Genomic DNA, 17552 nt, shown 5'->3' with positions numbered 1-17552 from the left:
AGCCGGACTCCAATTCATGCCCCATTCTGACGGCTAATACCTTTCTTCTTTTTTTGTTAAACTTCTCTACCGCCTGTATGTGAGGAAGTTAACGTTAATAGATAGCCGTCTGGCCCAGTCAAAGTAAATGAGCTGTGGATTCTGCCTGTTTCAATCTCAGAAACAGTCAGCCCCCACTTCTTAAAAGTATCTCTTGTGGCAAAAACATCGTCTACCATCAGATCAAAAGGTGCATTAATTCCAGGAGCGATCGTCTCTGAACTTGTTCTCAAAACTAAATGCGTTCCTCCCCGTAACTCTAAAACAGCTAATTGTTCTGATTGAGCGATCGGGCGCAGCCCTATCCTAACGAAAAAATCCCTAGCCTCTGGTACATTACTTACATATAATCTCACATGCCCAATCGCCACCGGGGGACGCATATCTTTTTCTTGTGCAATAGTCTCTGGTAGTGACATAGGTTTAATCCAAAAATCTTTAGTTACCGTTTAACTCTGTTGGCTTCAGCAGGTTTGCCATCTCCCAAATCAGCTTGGTCAAATTCAGCAGTTTTGGGCAAATTTATCTCAACGTTTGATAAAGTATCAAGTTCTACTTTAGCATTTTGAAATTGTCCATCTAAAATATGTCCTCCAGTTTTCCGATTTTCAGTTATGAAATGAAAGTGATAGCCATTAACATTTACTCCTTGCATATATTTGGGTGTCCGAAAACCTACTAAAGTACCATTGACATTCCTTAACTCAAAAATTGATGATTGTTCTTTAACCACCTCTGTCAGAAGACGATAGGGCGGTGTTTGTTTGGGAATACTTCTAAATTTTAGATAAGGAAAATCACCATGAATACGAATAGCATAAGGATAATTTTTAGTTGGTAAACGCTGATCTAATAATTGCTGCAATTGTTGATAATTAATCTGCCCTTCTAGATTAATTAATATTTGTGGTTTAAAAAAGGTGACTGTAGCAAAAGGGCTTGTCATCGAATCAGGAATCACAGAGGCAACTCCATCAGCTTTTATTTGGTAAAATTTGCCATCTAATCCAATCATTTCTCCATCAAGATAATTTACTGTCCCCAAACCAAAATTCCCGTATTTTTTCAACTGCTTAAAATTAGTATTTCCCTCATAAAGACCTATTGACAAAGCAGTAAATGTAGATGTTTGAAACAGAGTTTTTGATGAGGTATTTTGCTGAGTGTTACCTGGAAGAATGATATCTAATAATGCAGTTATGGTTAAAATAGCGATCCATAAATAACGCTTGATTTTCATAAGATAAAATTATTGCTTTTAAATACTCCCCTAGTACGTAGTAATATCTCTAGATGCCTGCAAGGCGGCTTATCATAGAGTAGGAGATAGACAGCGACTAGCTTACAACGTAGCAATAAATGCAAGCATGGATGAAACAAATCTTTTTGCTGGGTGCTTGATTCTTTTGTCTATCTTGTGATACTTTTCTTTCTACGTCCTAAAAAATACTATAAACCCATCAAATTACCGTAGTTTATTAAATATCATTAACCTAGTTGTAGAGATTTGGGTTAAGAAGGACTAGCTAAATCTATCGATTTTATTCTTGTAGGCAGTACATCGTGAACCACCGCTCTAGAAATTCATCTCTAAGCCAGGGCATTCTCTATGAGTAAAATCCGTGCTGTGATTGTTGATCCGAATGTGGTTGGACGTTTGGCACTGAGTGAAGTGACTGCACCGAAGCCTGCCCCAGATGAGGCACTAGTCAGAGTGGCGGCGATTTCCCTCAATCGGGGAGAGGTGAAACGTTCAACTTCTGCTGAGGCTGGTTGGCAGCCTGGTTGGGACTTGGCAGGTGTAGTGGAAACCTCTGCTGCTGATGGGTCGGGCCCTCCCCAAGGGACGCGTGTCGTTGGCTTGCGCCGCGCTGGCGCTTGGGCAGAACTTGTGTCTGTTTCTACCAACACCTTAGCAGAAGTGCCGCCATCGGTATCTTTTGCTCAAGCTGCCACGCTGCCTGTAGCAGGTTTAACCGCGTATCATGCTCTGCTAAAAGGTGGTTCGTTATTAGGTCGCCCAGTTTTGGTTACAGGTGCATCAGGAGGTGTTGGTTACTTTGCGATCCAATTAGCGCGGCTGTCAGGGGCGCACGTTGTCGCATACATTCGTCAAGGTAGCTATGAAACTCTAGTTAGAGAAGCAGGCGCACAATCGGTGGTGATTGGCGAAGACCTCTCACCCGCCAGCGAGTATGGCCCTTATCATCTAATTGTAGAGTCAGTAGGTGGCAAGACTTTGGGGGTAGCCCTTGGCTTATTGGCACAGGATGGAAAAACTGTGCTGTATGGAGTATCTGGGGGAGCAGAAGTGACATTCAACGCTGCCCAATTTTTCGGGACTGGTGGCGTGAGTCTGTATGGTTTACGTCTGTTTGATGAATTGAGATTTGAATCAGCATCAGTTGGTCTAAAACGGCTTTTAAGTTTAGTAGAAGCAGGTCAGTTGCGTCCTCACATTGATTTAGAAGCTTCTTGGACACAAATAGCTGATGTAGCCCAACAATTACTCGACAGGCGTTTTCCTGGCAAAGCTGTATTGCACATTTCCAATTGAGTATTAGTAGATGGCATGGAGGATAGTACTGACTTCTGGTTCAAACTAGATCAGCTTGTAGCCGCTAGCAATCTCAAGATAGAACGCCCAAAAGGGACATCACATCCACGTTATCCATCCTTAGTTTATCCACTTGACTATGGATATTTGCAAGACACTCGCTCTGGAGATGGAAATGATATTGATGTTTGGATAGGTAGTTTGTCTAGTCAAACAGTAACTGCCGTCATTTGTGGTGTTGATCTGGAAAAGCGAGATACAGAAATCAAAATACTTCTGGGTTGTACATCTGAAGAGAGTCGAGTCATCTTGGATATTCACAATACAGGCTCTCAATCGGCAATATTATTGCTTCGCAAGTAAATTACATTTTTGAGCGTAAGGTTGTATGAGTTTAGAACTAAGATTATCAGGTAAAACAGCGATCGTCACAGGAGGAAGTGCAGGAATTGGTTTAGCCACTGCCAAAGCACTTTATAGTGAAGGTGTGAATGTAGCGATCGCAGCCCGCAATCAAGAACGCTTAGATCAGGCTGTAGCAGACATCCAGTCCTTACCCACGCTAGGCGCTAAAGTTATTGCCATCAGCGCTGATTTAACTAAAGCAGAGGATGTTGAGAAAGTTGTCTCTACAACATTAGCCCAATTTAATCAGATTGATATTTTGATTAACAATGCAGGTTCAGCCCGTGCTGGATCTTTCCTGGAATCCACTGATGATTTATTTTTGGATGCTTGGAACTTAAAATTATTGGGCTATATTCGCTTAGTTAGAGCTGTCGTCCCACATCAAAAAAGTCGCGGTGATGGGCGGATTGTCAATATAGTCGGTGGTGCAGGACGCACACCTCGCCCTAACTTTTTAGCTGGTGGTACAAGCAATGCTGCTTTGCTGAATTTCACAAAGGGCATTTCTAAAGAGTTAGCCGAGTATAACATTCACATTAATGCCATATCGCCCGGTGCTACAGCTACTGAGCGTGCCGAGACTTTAGCGCGGCAGAACGCCCAAGCGCAAGGGATCACCGTCGAGCAAGTAAAGGCGCAAAACATCCAAAGTATTCCTTTAAAAAGAATTGCCCAGCCAGAAGAAATTGCCGCGCTGGCGTTATTTTTAGTATCTGATTTAGCTGCATCAATTACAGGAACAGAGATTATCGTTGATGGTGGCTCTACTCCTGGTGTTTAGCAGCTTAAATGAGCCAGAAGTCAGCAGATATTACCAATTTTAGATTTTGAGTCGCACCGTTGGTGCGCTTATAGCGCAACTTGGATTTTGGATTGAAGAAAAAATCTAAAATCCAAAAACGATCTTCCATGCAAGCAACAATACCAGAGTTTTAATAACTAACATTTTCTTATTCCAAACAAGAGAACGAAAAAAGCATAAGTACGCCCTCGCAAATACAAATATGAGTACAAAAAAACAACTTAAACTCGGAGCATTTTTACCCGGTAGTGGACATCACGTTGCAGCATGGCGACATCCCAACACCCCGGCTGATGGAGGTCTGAACTTCCAACATTATAAGCAGCTGGCACAAACAGCTGAACGGGGTAAATTTGATATGCTTTTCCTCGCAGATGGTTTAGCTGTCTGGGATAGAGGACAAGGGGCTGAGGCTTTTAGCCGTTCGGGACAATTCAGCGTCCATTTTGAACCTTTAACTTTATTGTCGGCTCTGTCTGCGGTGACAGAAAATATCGGGTTGGTGGCGACATCATCAACGACTTATGATGAGCCGTTTCATCTTGCCCGCAAGTTTGCGTCATTAGATTATCTAAGCGGTGGTCGTGCTGGATGGAATCTTGTAACCTCTGCTGCTGAAGCCGCAGCGCAAAATTTCAGCCAAGAAAAGCACCTAGAACACTCACTGCGCTATGAACGGGCGAGAGAATTTGTGGATGTTGTCACTAAACTTTGGGACAGTTGGGAAGACGATGCTTTTCTCCACGATAAGGAGTCAGGTATTTACTTTGATGCAGAAAAGTTGCATGTTCCCCACCACAAGGGTAAATATTTCTCGGTGCGCGGCCCGCTCAATGTGGCGCGTCCACCACAGGGATATCCAGTAATCGTACAAGCTGGATCTTCCGAGGCTGGACAGGATTTAGCTGCCCAAACAGCAGAGGCGATTTTCACTGCACAACAGACATTGGCAGAAGCTCAAGCTTTCTACAGCAGCGTCAAGGGGAGATTGGCTAAATACGGACGTTCCCCTGACCATCTCAAAATTATGCCAGGGGTATTCCCGGTAATTGGTAAGACTGAGCAGGAAGCTAAGGATAAATATGAGCAACTTCAGGAGTTGATTCATCCCTTGGTTGGATTAGGGCTGCTTTCTGGGCTAGTGGGTGGCCATGATTTGTCCAAGTATCCCCTAGATGGGCCGCTGCCGGATCTGCCAGATACTAACGGCGGCAAAAGCCGCTTGCAGCTGATTACCGATCTTGCCCGCAGAGAGAATTTAACAATCCGACAACTGTATTTGTGGATTGCAGGAGCGCGGGGACATCGAACGATTCGCGGAACACCAGAACACATTGCCGATCAGTTAGAAGATTGGTTCGTCAATGGTGGGGCTGATGGATTTAACATTATGCCGCCCTGGCTACCTGGAGGTTTAGAGGAATTCGTGGACTTGGTAATTCCCGAACTGCAACGCCGAGGAATATTTCGTACTGAATATGAAGGTAGTACTTTACGCGAAAATCTTGGTTTGCCCCGTCCCGTGAACCAGTTCATTACAAAGACTGCTCCTGAACCTGTGAGCGTTGGTTCCTTTGCATAGTCTTGGTTGAACAACTGGCAGCGTTTCTGAAGCGACGGCTTTGATTTCCTCAAACTTCATCTGGTTTGTTATTCCAGTGATTTTAACAATACAATCGAGTCGTCTCTAAGGAAACTTTTTATCGTGTTGGGCATCCTGACGGTTCTTCTATCCTCCTTTGTTTTGACGTTTCACAACGTTACTGTCCGAGTTTTGTTTTCAGAACATCTCGTACTAGGTTTATTTTTACTCGGTGGATACGTTAAACCGGATTTGCAGAATTCCTTCTTGCTGATGTTCATGCGAATGCTGCTGGTAGTTCCACTCATGGCATCTCTGTCATTTAAGCTGTATCCATCTGCTTGGACAGAATTTCAAGACTTGTTCACCCACAAGCGCAGAGATGTTCTAATCCAAGCTCTCGGCTGTGGAGTGCTGATGTTTGTATATATTGCCTCACTCTACATTGCTATTGGCTTGATTCCTACTGGCATTGCCTTGACCCTCTTCTTTACTTATCCCGTATTTACAGCACTGCTATCTTGGAGGTTTTTTGGCGATCGCCCCACATTGTTCCGTTGGCTGGTAATGGCTATTATTCTGGTGGGAAGCGCTCTCACTATTCCCCAATCATCTGCTACCTACAGCAGTCATACCATTGCGATCGGTATTTTCGCTAGTTTTGGCGCTGGGATTGTTTACGCCTTTTATTGCATCATTGCTCAAAAATGTTTAGAAAAATTCCATCCAGTTCCCTTTACGTGGATCAGTTTTGCCTGCACTCTACTGCTCTCCGGTATTAGCTTAGTATTCTGGCCAGGTCAAAGCGCTCAACTTGACTGGACACCTTTATGGATTGGTAGCATATTTTCGGGTCTTGTCAGCTTTCTCGGACACACTTTAAACAATGTGGGGATTCAGATGGTTGGCGCATCTACCGCTTCCATAATCGGCTCTAGCAGTCCAGCATTGACGGCGTTAGTGGCATGGATAACCATTAACGAAACTTTAAACGTGATTCAGAGTATAGGGATTGGTGTTGTTACATTGGGGATCGCGTTACTTAGTGCAGAAGGCTTTTTGAAATCGCTCAAAATTAGGGGTTGAATTGGGAATTAAGATATGCCTTTCTCTGCTATCCTTTTTGATCTCGACGGGACTTTGACAGATCCTAAACCTAGTATTACTAGTTGCATTCAGTAATAATGCCACCATCTTTAACACTTTTCCATAGCTTACTTCTGTTTAGTACCGCTTTCATTGCAGGCGGCTTAAATGCTGTAGCGGGTGGTGGAAGTTTTATCACCTTTCCAACTCTTATTTTTACGGGTGTACCCCCGATCGCAGCTAACGCCACCAATAATACTGCAATTTGGGTGGCTTCCCTAGCCAGTGCTGGAGCATACCGTCAAGATTTGGGCATCGAGCGGCGAGATTTTTTACTTTTATGTGGCGTCAGTTTATTTGGTGGCATGATTGGCTCCATCGCTTTGTTGTATACATCGCCAGATGTCTTTAAAAAGCTGATTCCCTATCTGTTACTGCTAGCAACAGTTGTGTTTACCTTTGGCGAACCGTTCAAAAAATGGTTACAGCGTCAAAACCAGAATACATCACCGGAATCTGTACCGTTGTTTAATTTAGTACTGGCTCAACTAGCGATCGCAATCTATGGCGGTTTCTTTGGCGCAGGTTTAGGGATTTTAATGCTGGCAACTCTGACATTTTTAGGTATAAAAAGTATTCACAAAATGAATGCTTTCAAGACATTTTTAGGGAGTTGTATCAATGGTATTGCTATTATTCCATTTATTTTTGCAGGTGTAATTGCTTGGCATCAAGCTATTTTGATGGCTGTCGGTGGCTCTCTTGGTGGTTACTTAAGTGCCCATTATGCTCGTCAACTTGAACCGCACTTAATTCGGAAATTCGTGATGATTGTTGCCTTCAGCATGACTGCCTACTTTTTTATTCACGGTTAATAACTGGGAACTACTCAGGAGTGATATATGGAAGCATCAAAAAAATCACAAGTCATGCTCCGTGCTTTTAGTTCCAGAAATTTTCGCCTGTACTACATAGGTCAGGCAATTTCTTTGATTGGTACGTCCATGACTCAAGTGGCTACAAGTTGGCTGGTGTATCGCCTCACTGATTCTGCTTGGTTACTAGGTTTAGTGGGTTTTGTTAGCCAAATTCCCACACTTCTATTGATTCCTCTGGGTGGAATCATTGCCGATCGCACGAACCGCCACCGCATTCTGCTTGTTGCCCAGATTCTGGGGATGCTTCAGTCTTTGGCTCTGACTTGGCTGGCCTTGAGCGGTACTATTAACGTCTGGCAGATTGGATTTCTTGGTGTACTGCAAGGGATAATCAACGCCTTCGATATTCCCACCCGGCAGGCATTTTTACCAGAAACGGTCAGTAAGGAAAATCTCGGCAATGCGACCGCCTTGTACTCCTCCCTTGTCAGCGTTTCACTTATGGTTGGGCCTGCGATCGCAGGCTTGTTAATTGCGGCCATTGGTTCAGGCGCTTGTTTCCTAATTGATACTATCAGTTACATTGCCGTAATTATTGCCCTCCTAGCAATGCACCTTGCCCCCAAAAAAGTCGTTATTTCCACACGGAAACCCTTAGAAGAATTGAAAACTAGTTTTAACTACGCTTTCGGGTTTTTGCCAATTCGCTCAGTTTTGATTGGTTCGGCTTTAGTCTGCTGCGTGTGGGGATTTTATTTAGCTTTGGGGCCGATTTTTGCCAAGGAGATTTTGCAAGGTGGCCCTAACACCTTCGGCTTCTTGATGACAGCTTCCAGTTTGGGAACCTTAGCAGGTGGTATTTATTTAACTAAGCATAGCAATGTACTGGAATCGGGTAAAGTTCTAGCATTGGGTATAGGTTTTATGGGAATAAGCTTAATTATCTTTGCCCTATCCCGTGTATTCTGGCTTTCGCTGCTCTCATTATTAGCAGCTGGTTTCAGCTTTATTTTGCAGATAATTGCCGGACGCACTTTGCTTCAGTTATTGGTGAGCGATGAAAATCGCGGGCAAATTACAGGTCTTTACGTTATGGCATCTACAGGCGCATTTGCTATCGGCAACTTAATAGCTGGCGCACTAGCAAGCAAAATTGGTAGTAGCAATACTGTCATCCTTGGTGCAAGTATTTGTATTGCAGGCTCAATTTTCTTTATGCAGCAAATCTCTACTTTCCGCGATTTGATTCGTCTGAATTTACGTACTGAAGGAGCTTAAAAGAAAAATAGCTCTGACGATTTAAAAGAGTGCATAATCAACCATAACATCAAAAATTGGTAACAATAATGACTACTATAAATGACCCTGCTGTTGTAGCTGAAGTAACCGATTTGTACCTCAAATACGAAGAAGCCCTTTCTAATAACAATTTGGAGGTGATGGATAGCTTGTTTTGGGATGCGGTTGAAGTCGTGCGCTTTGGAATCACAGAAAACCTCTATGGTAGCGATGAAATTCGTAACTTTCGTCAGAATCGACCCAACCCGAAAATAGAGCGAGAAATCTCGAATCTCAAGGTTGTTACCTTTGGGAAAGATGCTGCAACAGTGACTTTAGAATTTCGCCGGATTATCAATGGTGTAGAGCGTTTCGGGCGACAAAGCCAGACTTGGTACAGGTTTACCGAAGGCTGGAAGGTAGTTTCAGCCCATGTTTCCTTATTGCCAGTGTGAATTTTAAAAATTAATTTTGAATTTTGAATTTTGAATTTTGAATTCGGAGCGAAGCGACGTGACTAGCATTACCGAAATTGCCCCAGATATCTATCGCATCTCAACCTATGACCCAAAAATAGATATGCAATTCATCCAGTTTTTAGTGAAGGATGAAGAACCATTATTATTTCATACGGGTTTAAAGGGGATGTTTTCACTAGTACATGATGCAGTGGCAAAGATTATTGATTCATCACAAATTCGCTGGATTGGCTTTAGCCATTTTGAAGCTGATGAATGTGGATCGCTAAATGAATGGCTGTCCATTGCGCCAAATGCTCAGACAGTTTGTAGCCCTATAGCAGCCTTTGTGAGTGTAGATGATTTTGCAATTCGCCCATCCAAAATTATGCAACACGCTGAAGTTTTAAATACTGGTAAATATAGTTTTCAGTTTCACCATACACCACAAGTTCCTCACGGTTGGGATGCAGGATTATTCTTGGAAACTAATCATAAAACCTTATTTTGCTCAGACCTTTTCCACCAGTTTGGAGATGTGGAAGCAATAACTGAGTCTGATGTGATTGAACGGTTCCGTCAAACAATCGTCAATTATGAAGCCAGTCCTTTTCCCAATTACATACCATATACAACACATACCGATCGCATTCTCCAAGAATTAGCAGCTCTCAAGCCGCGTACACTGGCGACAATGCATGGTTCAACGTTTGTGGGAGATGGTGAACGTGCATTGCAGGATTTAGCAGTTGTGTTGCGAGAAGTTTTGGTGAAGAAGTAGATATGACCACTTATCCTATTGCCTCAAGTCCATCATTAGTGCAGCAGGCCGAATCTCTAGCTGCACAACTTGAGTTTACCCAATCCTCACTCCCAGAAGTTGGTCGCCTATTGCACGTCCTCACCAGCCACATCACACAGGGTCAAATTGGCGAGATTGGTAGCGGGTGTGGAGTTGGTGCAGCGTGGATTGTGAGTGCATTACAGCCAAATAGTACATTCATTACTATTGAAAGCGATCGCGATTGTGCCAAAGTTGTGCAACAGCTATTTGCTGATAAGTCTAATGTCCGCGCACTTCAAGGCGACTGGCGCGACTTGCTCACCTACGCTCCCTTTGATTTGTTATTTGCCGATGGCGGAAAGGCAAAACTTACAGAACCTCAGACATTAATCACAGCACTCAAACCTGGAGGCTTCATCTTACTAGACGATCTCACACCCGAAGAATACTGGCCTCCAGAATGGTACGGACGCACAGATCCAATTAGGGAATTTTGGCTCAAAGATCCTCAGATTGTTGCCACAGAAATTCGCGTGACGGCAAAAAATTCAGTAATTCTAGCAACATGCATTCAATGAAATAATTACTGTAAAAAGCAGACAAATAGAGGTTTAAATATGAAAAATTCATTTGATTGGATTGTATTAAAATCTAGACATTTAGTAAAAGATAAATGGATTTCAGTCAGGTCTGATACTTGCCAAATGCCTAATGGAACAATAGTTGACCCCTATTATGTTCTGGAATATCCAACATGGGTAAATGTTGTAGCTTTAACCAAAAATCAGGAAGTTATTTTAGTAAAGCAATATCGCCACGGTCTCAAAAAAACAATTTTAGAGTTGCCCAGTGGTGCTGTAGAGATTGAAGATATTTTACCAGTGGAAGCTGCAAAACGCGAATTATTGGAAGAGACTGGTTACACTAGCAATCATTTTATTGAAACTGGTATATTATCACCAAATCCAGCTACTCATACCAATTTAACCCATTGTTTTTTAGCAAAAGATGTGGAATATGTAGCTAATTTAAAGTTAGACATAACCGAACAAATTGATGTAGTTTTATTACCTTTAAAAAAGCTCATTGGAGGTATTGATGAAGGTATACTGCTGCAAACATTACATATTAGTTCATTATTTTTGGCTCTAAAAAAACTTGATAAAGTGCAATTTTCTTAGTCATCAGGCTAGAGTTGCTTTTGTCAATAACTTCACTAAAGGATAAGAGACAAATGACTGCAACCATTTCATTTGATCGCGTTTCTGATATCTACGATGCAACACGAGGATTACCGCCTGAGATTTCCGAGCAAATCACAGATTTTATCCTGAATCTAGTTTCAGCAACAGCAGAAACAAAATTCTATGAAACAGGTATCGGCACTGGTAGAAGTCTCATAGCAATTTTCAGGTATTTAGACCACAATCAGGCGGGAACTAGTCTAGTTTAATTACTTGAAAAGCCCTATAAGCACTGAAGTCCTTACTATGTACCAGACAAAGATAAACTGGACAATGGCTAAACGAGGATTCACTAATGATATTGGAAACTCAACGCCTATTCCTGCGGGAAATGACGCTTTCTGACCTCGACGCGCTACTGCTTGTCCTCGGCGATGCAGAGTCGATGCGCTACTACCCAAAGCCCTTTGACCGCGAGATGGTGGAACAATGGATTGACCGACATCGCCGCAACTACGAACAGCATGGCGTGGGCTTATGGGCAATGGTTCTTAAAGCAACGGGCGAGGTAATTGGCGACTGCGGACTGGTTTGGCAAGAAGTCGAGGGACTTCGAGAACTCGAAATTGGTTATCATGTCCGCCGCGACCAACAAATGCAGGGTTACGCCACCGAAGCCGCGTATGCTTGCCAAGACTACGCCTTTAACGTGCTGGGTTGCGCTCGCGTCATTTCCTTGATTCGCCCAGAAAACATCCCCTCTCGGCGCGTAGCCCAAAAGAACGGACTCAAGGTTGTTCAGAAAACACTCTGGCGCGACATACCGCACTATATTTATGCTGTGGATCGCTGAAATTTGAACTTTTTGCAAGATGTACCTAAAGCGATCGCAGCGACAACAGCCTGATAAGCTAATCGTCATTCATTTTTCCAGAATGATTCGCTTGTAGTCAGGGCTTCAGCCCTGCTTTTATGCAATTTAAATGCCGATTAGCTTACTATTTAAGAATTAGTTCCACAGGAATAGGAGAAGTGATTTCTCTACAAAAACTAAATATTTCCAGCTTGCGAAGGGCAATTAAGCGAGTGTTGACGAAAAATTCTTACAAAAAAAATGCCCGCAGAATTCAGCAGTCAATTGAACTTTCAGGCGGCGTGAAACAGGCAGCAAATATAATTGAGCAGGTTACTGAACAAAAATCGTTGGATTTAGTCATTAGTCATTAGTCACTGGTACTAATAGCTAATGACTAGATTTTCTCACGGCTTTTTATGAAAACGATAGCGGAGCGTTAACGAGTCTATGAGTGTCGCGATCGCAAGAGCATGTCAAATGTTTTCGTAGCCGTGGGATGATACCAATTCACAATTCGCAATTCGCAATTCGCAATTCGCAATGACGCTCGCAGGCTCGCTACCGCTACGCTAACGCAATTAAAAAAATTAGATACAGCAATGCTTTCAAGGTTTGCATCTATATCATATTTTTCGTGAAATGGTATGAGTTGAAGGTTTCAAAGTTAAGGGACTTCCAGAAAATAAATTATCCAATTTACTCAAATAATATATATTTTCTTTCTCTTCCTGCTCTCCTGCCTACACAGCGATTGATTACTTTTTTATTGTAAGCTTCCTGCACTCTTTTGCTCCTGTGTTCGCCTCACTTTAATAGTTTTTTGCCTGTTCATCCAAAAAACACCATAACCATTGTTCTCCTAACTCAGCCGAGCTAATTACTGAATGTCCAGTTTCCTCATAATGCTGCCGGGCATGTTGATGAGGAGAAGAATCACAGCACAACATCTTGCCGCAACTTTGACAAATACGGAGATGCACCCAGCGACTGTTTATCAAGATACACTCTTCACAACGAAATACTGGGTAGTTTGCTTTAGAAATCAGAGTCTCCGCAGTCAGACTATCTAAATGTTCGCAGCTCATAGGGTTTGAATTACACGTTAATTAGAGTATAGATTTAGTGCAGGGAAACACAGCTAACTTTATCAGTTAAGAATTTTAAGAATTAAAGTTTATATCTAAATAGTACGCTTGATTAGGGCAAATTCATTATTTATAGGACTTACGCAAAAACCCTCTAAAACTCTGATTCCTCCGTGACCTCTGTGCCGCGCCAGATGCTACCCTGCGGGAACGCTAAGAGCGTAGCTTGCTTCCCCGTAGGGGTACAAGTCGGCACCGCCCAACGCACTGGCTTCTCTGTGGTAGTCTACGGCAAGCCACTGACGCTCCTTTGTCGCTACCGCTTCGTTAATGCGTCTACGTTTTCCGTTACCCGTGTGTAAGTCCTAATTTGTAAAGGTTTCAGGTACAGATATAGTAAATGTTCAGTGGGATTAAGATTATGTTTTCTTAATATTGTGACAACATTAGCAACATGAAGCCATCGTAGAGAACTGGCATAATTTTAACTGCGATCGCAGGAGCTATCATTACCGCTATCTTGATTTTCTACATTAAGCTGTGGAAGTAGTCGAATTTGGAAAAACATTGAGACTACTACCACTATTTTTCCAGCATTCAGTCTAAGTATCCATAGGTTCAGCTGATTTCATCCGTTCTTCACCGACCTCAGCCCTTGCCTCTGCGATAATATCGTCCCAAGTTTCGCTCAATTCGGCTAAAGCTTTTTTATTTCTGTCATAAAAAGCGATTCCACTTTTGACAAGCGCTTTAGCTATTGGCCTACCAGCACCACCGATTACTGGCAAGAATACTGGTAAAAGAATTATCCCTACAATACCTGTGACTCCTAATCCTTCCACTAAATCTCCAAGGTCGGGTAAAAGTTTCACTGACATAGTTTTTTCCTCTTTCGTCTTCTTAATCTCATCATAATGTAAGTGGAAATTAGTAGCCTGCTGAAGTACACAAGTTATCAGGTAGGCGCAGTTCGTTAATATAATCCTTCTGGTGGGGAAATATCAGATCCGACAGTCACACCAGTGTTAGTAGATTTAATCCCTGGTTTAACAGTAGGGGATTGTTGTTTTAACGATTGTAAAACAGAGGAAGAGTTATCTTGCTCAATTGATATATTAGTATTTGCTTGTTGTTGGGATATCAAAGCTAATCCTCCCATTGCACCAGCAAGAAGAGCTGTATAACCTACATATAAATGCGTCGGACGAATTTCCAATCCCATTCCTTTTTTAGATTGATCCAAAAAGGGCTGAGTTACTGGTGTAGCTGCTAGGAATGGCAAAGAGGCAGCTAAAGCAACACCATTAAGTCCTAAAGCATCTCCATAACGTCGGATAAATCCACGGATAAAAATGTCATCTGATGATTCTTTCCAGTTGCCGTTTTCTAATGCCTCTATCAGCTCTGTTCGGATATGAGTGGAAAGCTGGATGTGATCCAAAGAAAGCCCTTTGGACTGACGGGTTTTTTGGAGTTGTTGCCCGATTTGACGTAGGCACACTATGCGTTGTTGGGCTGCAAGTTCGGCTTTTTGAGCGAGTTTTGCTTGAGAAATTCTCTGATGATTCAGCAATTGTAGTGGTTTTTTCCACAGCGAATTTTCTGCTGTATTTTTAGAGGGTTCCTCCTGAAGAGTGCAATGCTCTTGCTGTATCTCTGGTGAAGAATTGACTGTTTCTGTGGCTTGCTTGGTATCTGTAGTTGTTTCAACTTTTTGAGATTGTTGGGCAAATTGTCGAAATGCTAACCCAATCGCTTCTCTACCTACGGCTTTTAATAAATCTTGAGCTTGGTCTGTTTCTGAACCTATTAACTTCTGCACAATCGCTAAAGCACGTCGATAAACTCCGCTACGATGCAGTTGTACTTCTATTTCTCCTAAAAGCGATCGCAACTCATCTTGAGAAATCTCAATATTCGGATTGTCCAGAATTTGCAAATAGTATACAGGAGTAGTAACCATTGTGAAAGCCTTTTATATTAACTCAAGAAAAGAAAGTTACAATCATATCTTCACTATTTTCCTAACTTCACCTTTTGTTTCCGGATATTATTGTATAATTTAAATTTTTTAATCACTCCTCAACACTGAAATACGGCAGTAATAACCGCAACAATAATTGCAAAAATGATACTAATATATTTTTGAGGAATAACCTTGCGTACCAAGGGTAAGTTCTAGAAGTACTGCAAAGTCGTCTACTATAGTCAATTGCAACAATCTACTAGAAGGGTTGTGGAAAATTAGTTTGAAGTGAATAGTAATGTTTCCTAATTTTCTACCAGCACAAGTTAATCAGCTAACAGACCCAAAAGCGATCGCTTTTGTTCAAAGTATTGAGAGAATTGCCCTTACAACCTCCCTAAGCCAACACCCAATCCTCACAACCTACATTCACAAAGGTAGGGGAGTCACACCAATTCTGCTGCTACACGGCTTCGACAGTTCCATCCTAGAGTTCCGTTTTCTGTTGCCATTACTTGCTACTCAAAATGAAACATGGGCAGTAGATTTGTTAGGTTTTGGCTTTACACAAAGGCAAAAAGAAATAAATTATAGTCCAACTACAATCAAAATTCACCTTTACGATTTTTGGAGAACTTTAATCAACAGACCGATAATACTAGTAGGTGCATCAATGGGAGGTGCAACTGCAATTGATTTTACTCTTACTTATCCTCAAGTTGTAAAATCACTAGTATTGATTAATAGTTTAGGTTACACTAATTCTCCCCCCTTTACCAAATACTTGTTTCCTCCTTTTGACTTTTTGGCTGTGGAATATCTACGTCAACGTCACATCTTGGCATTAAATTTATGTAGTAAATTACCTAATTTAGATACCAAAATACTTTTGGCTATTCAATGCGCCATGCTACATCAAGAAATGCCTGGTTGGCATGATGCTATGATTTCTTATGTCAAAATGGGGGGTTATAGAAACTTGGCGAATAGAATTGCCAAAGTTGAAAAACCAACACTGATTTTATGGGGAGAAGCTGATGGAATGCTCCCACCTGAAGATGCAGAAAAATTTCAGCAATCCATTGCCAATTCTAAATTAATAAAACTCAAAAATTGTGGTCATGCTCCTCAAGTTGAACAGCCAGAAATCACATCTCAATATATTTTGCAGTTTCTAAATAATCGTAATTTCTAATTGATTTCAAACTGACTGCGTTGTTTACCGTCGCAGGGGTTATAACGCCTCAAATTGCTGCCAACAAAGGTACAATGCACGCGGTACGTGAAAACATCCTTTCCATTTGCCACCTTTAAGGTTCAACAATACTTCTCCACGTCGATTGAGGTAGCCAAACCACTCACCGTATTCTGAATCAGCAAAGTGTGACCAGGCGTAATCGTGCATCTTTTGATACCACTCCCAGCACTCCTCACGCCCACTCAAGCGATAACCCATTGCTAATGCAACCAACGATTCTAGGTGAACCCACCACAGCTTTTGATCCCATTCCAATTGTTGTAGGGGATGACCATCTGCATCCATAAAGTAATACAATCCGCCGTACTCGCTATCCCAAGCAAAATTCAGGATGTTTAGCACCGCATCAACGGCTTGGTTAATAGTTTTAGTGTCATTTTTACGACGCGCGATATCCATGATAAACCACATAGCTTCGATACCGTGGCCTGGATTAATCAGCCTTCCCTCAAAAGAATCTATGTGAGAACTGTCAGGGGCAACATTTTCGTACATTAACCCCCTTTCTTGGTCGAGAAAATCAGTCATCACTTCGCGGACAGTCTCAGCTAAGACATTCTCTAGTGTTTCCTTTGGTAGCAACCATTCCATTTCTAGAGTCAAATTGGCTAAAATCATTGGTACAGCCAACGATTTCATTGGGCGTGTGCCGGGATAGGTTTTATTATATTTGCCCTTGGGGTTATCCTTGCGGCGTAATACGTTATTATAAGCCTGCATCGCCACATCCTTTGCCCATTCTTCGCCGCCAGCGAGTGCATATTTACTAAATGCCATTGCTGCAAAGCAGTCAGAAAAGATATTGTAAGGCTCAACCAGTGGTTTCCCTTCACGAGTGAGGGCAAAGTACCAGTTACCATCACTATCTCTGCCATGTTGGGCGAGAAAATTAGCGCCATTGCTAGCAATTTTTAACCAGTTTTCGCGTTTTTCTAGCTGGTTGTAAAGCATGGAAAAAGTCCACACCTGGCGGTTTTGCAGCCAAATGAATTTGTCGGTATCATAAATTTTGCCGTAGCGATCAAGACAGGTGAAATAGCCGCCTTGCTGCCAATCGAGAGAATATTTTTCCCAAAAGGGGAGGACATCGTTGAGGAGAGCGTTTTTGTAAAGTTCAGCGAGTGCTTGAAAATTATAGTCCATAAATTTTCTTCCCTTTCGTGCTAAAACCAACAGCTTAACAGTTATCATATTTTGGCTCTAATATGGAGCGTAGGCGTAGCCCCAATACTTGTCGGTTAAGGGGAAAAGGGGAAGGGGGAAGGAAAAACCTTTAACCTTTTCCCCAAACTCAATGCCGAGTTGAAAATGCACAAAGCGTGCAGTATTGG

General features: G+C 42.2%; 22 protein-coding genes. 16 read left to right on the top strand and 6 right to left on the bottom strand.

Annotated elements, in window-relative coordinates:
• Positions 1 to 56: 56 nt before the first annotated feature.
• On the bottom strand, positions 57 to 458 hold the full coding sequence (locus RMZ43_RS23170; RefSeq protein ID WP_322653627.1) for a VOC family protein: 402 nt from the start codon (positions 456 to 458) through the stop codon (positions 57 to 59).
• 23 nt (positions 459 to 481) lie between these two features.
• On the bottom strand, positions 482 to 1279 hold the full coding sequence (gene budA, locus RMZ43_RS23165) for an acetolactate decarboxylase (RefSeq protein WP_322653628.1): 798 nt from the start codon (positions 1277 to 1279) through the stop codon (positions 482 to 484).
• A 369-nt stretch (positions 1280 to 1648) separates the two neighbouring features.
• On the opposite strand from budA, the gene RMZ43_RS23160 reads away from it, so the two are divergent.
• From RMZ43_RS23160 to RMZ43_RS23095, 14 genes are all read left to right on the top strand, one after another.
• On the top strand, positions 1649 to 2596 hold the full coding sequence (locus tag RMZ43_RS23160) for a zinc-binding dehydrogenase (protein ID WP_322653629.1): 948 nt from the start codon (positions 1649 to 1651) through the stop codon (positions 2594 to 2596).
• 15 nt (positions 2597 to 2611) lie between these two features.
• On the top strand, positions 2612 to 2959 hold the full coding sequence (locus tag RMZ43_RS23155) for a hypothetical protein (RefSeq protein WP_322653630.1): 348 nt from the start codon (positions 2612 to 2614) through the stop codon (positions 2957 to 2959).
• A 25-nt stretch (positions 2960 to 2984) separates the two neighbouring features.
• A complete protein-coding gene (locus RMZ43_RS23150) occupies positions 2985 to 3785 on the top strand; it encodes an SDR family oxidoreductase (protein WP_322653631.1) in 801 nt (266 codons plus the stop codon).
• A gap of 223 nt (positions 3786 to 4008) precedes the next feature.
• The gene (locus tag RMZ43_RS23145) at positions 4009 to 5388 is read left to right on the top strand and encodes an LLM class flavin-dependent oxidoreductase (RefSeq protein ID WP_322653632.1); all 1380 of its coding nucleotides are present in this window, start codon (positions 4009 to 4011) and stop codon (positions 5386 to 5388) included.
• Positions 5389 to 5511: 123 nt separating this feature from the next.
• Positions 5512 to 6474, top strand: coding sequence for a DMT family transporter (locus RMZ43_RS23140; RefSeq protein ID WP_322653633.1), 963 nt, complete (start codon positions 5512 to 5514; stop codon positions 6472 to 6474).
• A 98-nt stretch (positions 6475 to 6572) separates the two neighbouring features.
• Entirely contained in the window at positions 6573 to 7349 is a 777-nt protein-coding gene (locus RMZ43_RS23135; protein ID WP_322653634.1) for a sulfite exporter TauE/SafE family protein, read from the top strand.
• Positions 7350 to 7376: 27 nt separating this feature from the next.
• Positions 7377 to 8630 carry an MFS transporter gene (locus RMZ43_RS23130; RefSeq protein ID WP_322653635.1) on the top strand — a complete coding sequence of 418 codons (1254 nt, stop codon included), beginning with the start codon at positions 7377 to 7379 and terminating at the stop codon, positions 8628 to 8630.
• Positions 8631 to 8698: 68 nt separating this feature from the next.
• Entirely contained in the window at positions 8699 to 9085 is a 387-nt protein-coding gene (gene hpxZ / locus RMZ43_RS23125; RefSeq protein WP_322653636.1) for an oxalurate catabolism protein HpxZ, read from the top strand.
• 58 nt (positions 9086 to 9143) lie between these two features.
• On the top strand, positions 9144 to 9869 hold the full coding sequence (locus RMZ43_RS23120; RefSeq protein ID WP_322653637.1) for a hypothetical protein: 726 nt from the start codon (positions 9144 to 9146) through the stop codon (positions 9867 to 9869).
• Positions 9870 to 9871: 2 nt separating this feature from the next.
• On the top strand, positions 9872 to 10450 hold the full coding sequence (locus RMZ43_RS23115; protein ID WP_322653638.1) for an O-methyltransferase: 579 nt from the start codon (positions 9872 to 9874) through the stop codon (positions 10448 to 10450).
• A gap of 39 nt (positions 10451 to 10489) precedes the next feature.
• Entirely contained in the window at positions 10490 to 11053 is a 564-nt protein-coding gene (locus RMZ43_RS23110) for an NUDIX hydrolase (RefSeq protein ID WP_322649158.1), read from the top strand.
• 53 nt (positions 11054 to 11106) lie between these two features.
• Positions 11107 to 11325: a hypothetical protein gene (locus tag RMZ43_RS23105; RefSeq protein ID WP_322649159.1), complete on the top strand. Its 219-nt coding sequence runs from the start codon at positions 11107 to 11109 to the stop codon at positions 11323 to 11325.
• An 86-nt stretch (positions 11326 to 11411) separates the two neighbouring features.
• Entirely contained in the window at positions 11412 to 11909 is a 498-nt protein-coding gene (locus RMZ43_RS23100) for a GNAT family N-acetyltransferase (protein WP_322649160.1), read from the top strand.
• Positions 11910 to 12028: 119 nt separating this feature from the next.
• Positions 12029 to 12283 (top strand): hypothetical protein, encoded by a 255-nt coding sequence (locus RMZ43_RS23095; RefSeq protein WP_322649161.1) that lies wholly within the window; start codon positions 12029 to 12031, stop codon positions 12281 to 12283.
• 438 nt (positions 12284 to 12721) lie between these two features.
• Here the strand turns inward: RMZ43_RS23095 and RMZ43_RS23090 are convergent, their stop codons facing one another.
• Positions 12722 to 12997, bottom strand: coding sequence for a UBP-type zinc finger domain-containing protein (locus RMZ43_RS23090; RefSeq protein ID WP_322649162.1), 276 nt, complete (start codon positions 12995 to 12997; stop codon positions 12722 to 12724).
• A 173-nt stretch (positions 12998 to 13170) separates the two neighbouring features.
• Between RMZ43_RS23090 and RMZ43_RS23085 the strand changes: the two genes are divergently transcribed.
• Positions 13171 to 13359: a hypothetical protein gene (locus RMZ43_RS23085; protein ID WP_322649163.1), complete on the top strand. Its 189-nt coding sequence runs from the start codon at positions 13171 to 13173 to the stop codon at positions 13357 to 13359.
• Between the two features lie 240 nt (positions 13360 to 13599).
• Here RMZ43_RS23085 and RMZ43_RS23080 read toward each other — a convergent pair whose 3' ends face one another.
• Both RMZ43_RS23080 and RMZ43_RS23075 read right to left on the bottom strand, forming a co-directional pair.
• Positions 13600 to 13875, bottom strand: a complete 276-nt coding sequence (locus RMZ43_RS23080; RefSeq protein ID WP_322649164.1) for a DUF5132 domain-containing protein — start codon at positions 13873 to 13875, stop codon at positions 13600 to 13602.
• Between the two features lie 95 nt (positions 13876 to 13970).
• On the bottom strand, positions 13971 to 14960 hold the full coding sequence (locus RMZ43_RS23075) for a helix-turn-helix domain-containing protein (protein ID WP_322653639.1): 990 nt from the start codon (positions 14958 to 14960) through the stop codon (positions 13971 to 13973).
• Between the two features lie 301 nt (positions 14961 to 15261).
• Here RMZ43_RS23075 and RMZ43_RS23070 point away from each other — a divergent pair, with 301 nt between their 5' ends.
• Complete coding sequence (locus tag RMZ43_RS23070) at positions 15262 to 16158, top strand: alpha/beta fold hydrolase (protein ID WP_322653640.1); 897 nt, start codon at positions 15262 to 15264, stop codon at positions 16156 to 16158.
• 39 nt (positions 16159 to 16197) lie between these two features.
• Here RMZ43_RS23070 and RMZ43_RS23065 read toward each other — a convergent pair whose 3' ends face one another.
• The gene (locus RMZ43_RS23065) at positions 16198 to 17364 is read right to left on the bottom strand and encodes an AGE family epimerase/isomerase (protein ID WP_322653641.1); all 1167 of its coding nucleotides are present in this window, start codon (positions 17362 to 17364) and stop codon (positions 16198 to 16200) included.
• Between the last annotated feature and the right edge of the window lie 188 nt (positions 17365 to 17552).

The sequence above is a fragment of the Nostoc sp. CmiVER01 genome (assembly GCF_034531135.2).
Taxonomy (GTDB): Bacteria; Cyanobacteriota; Cyanobacteriia; order Cyanobacteriales; family Nostocaceae; genus Nostoc.
This window is presented reverse-complemented; position numbering and strand designations above follow the sequence as displayed.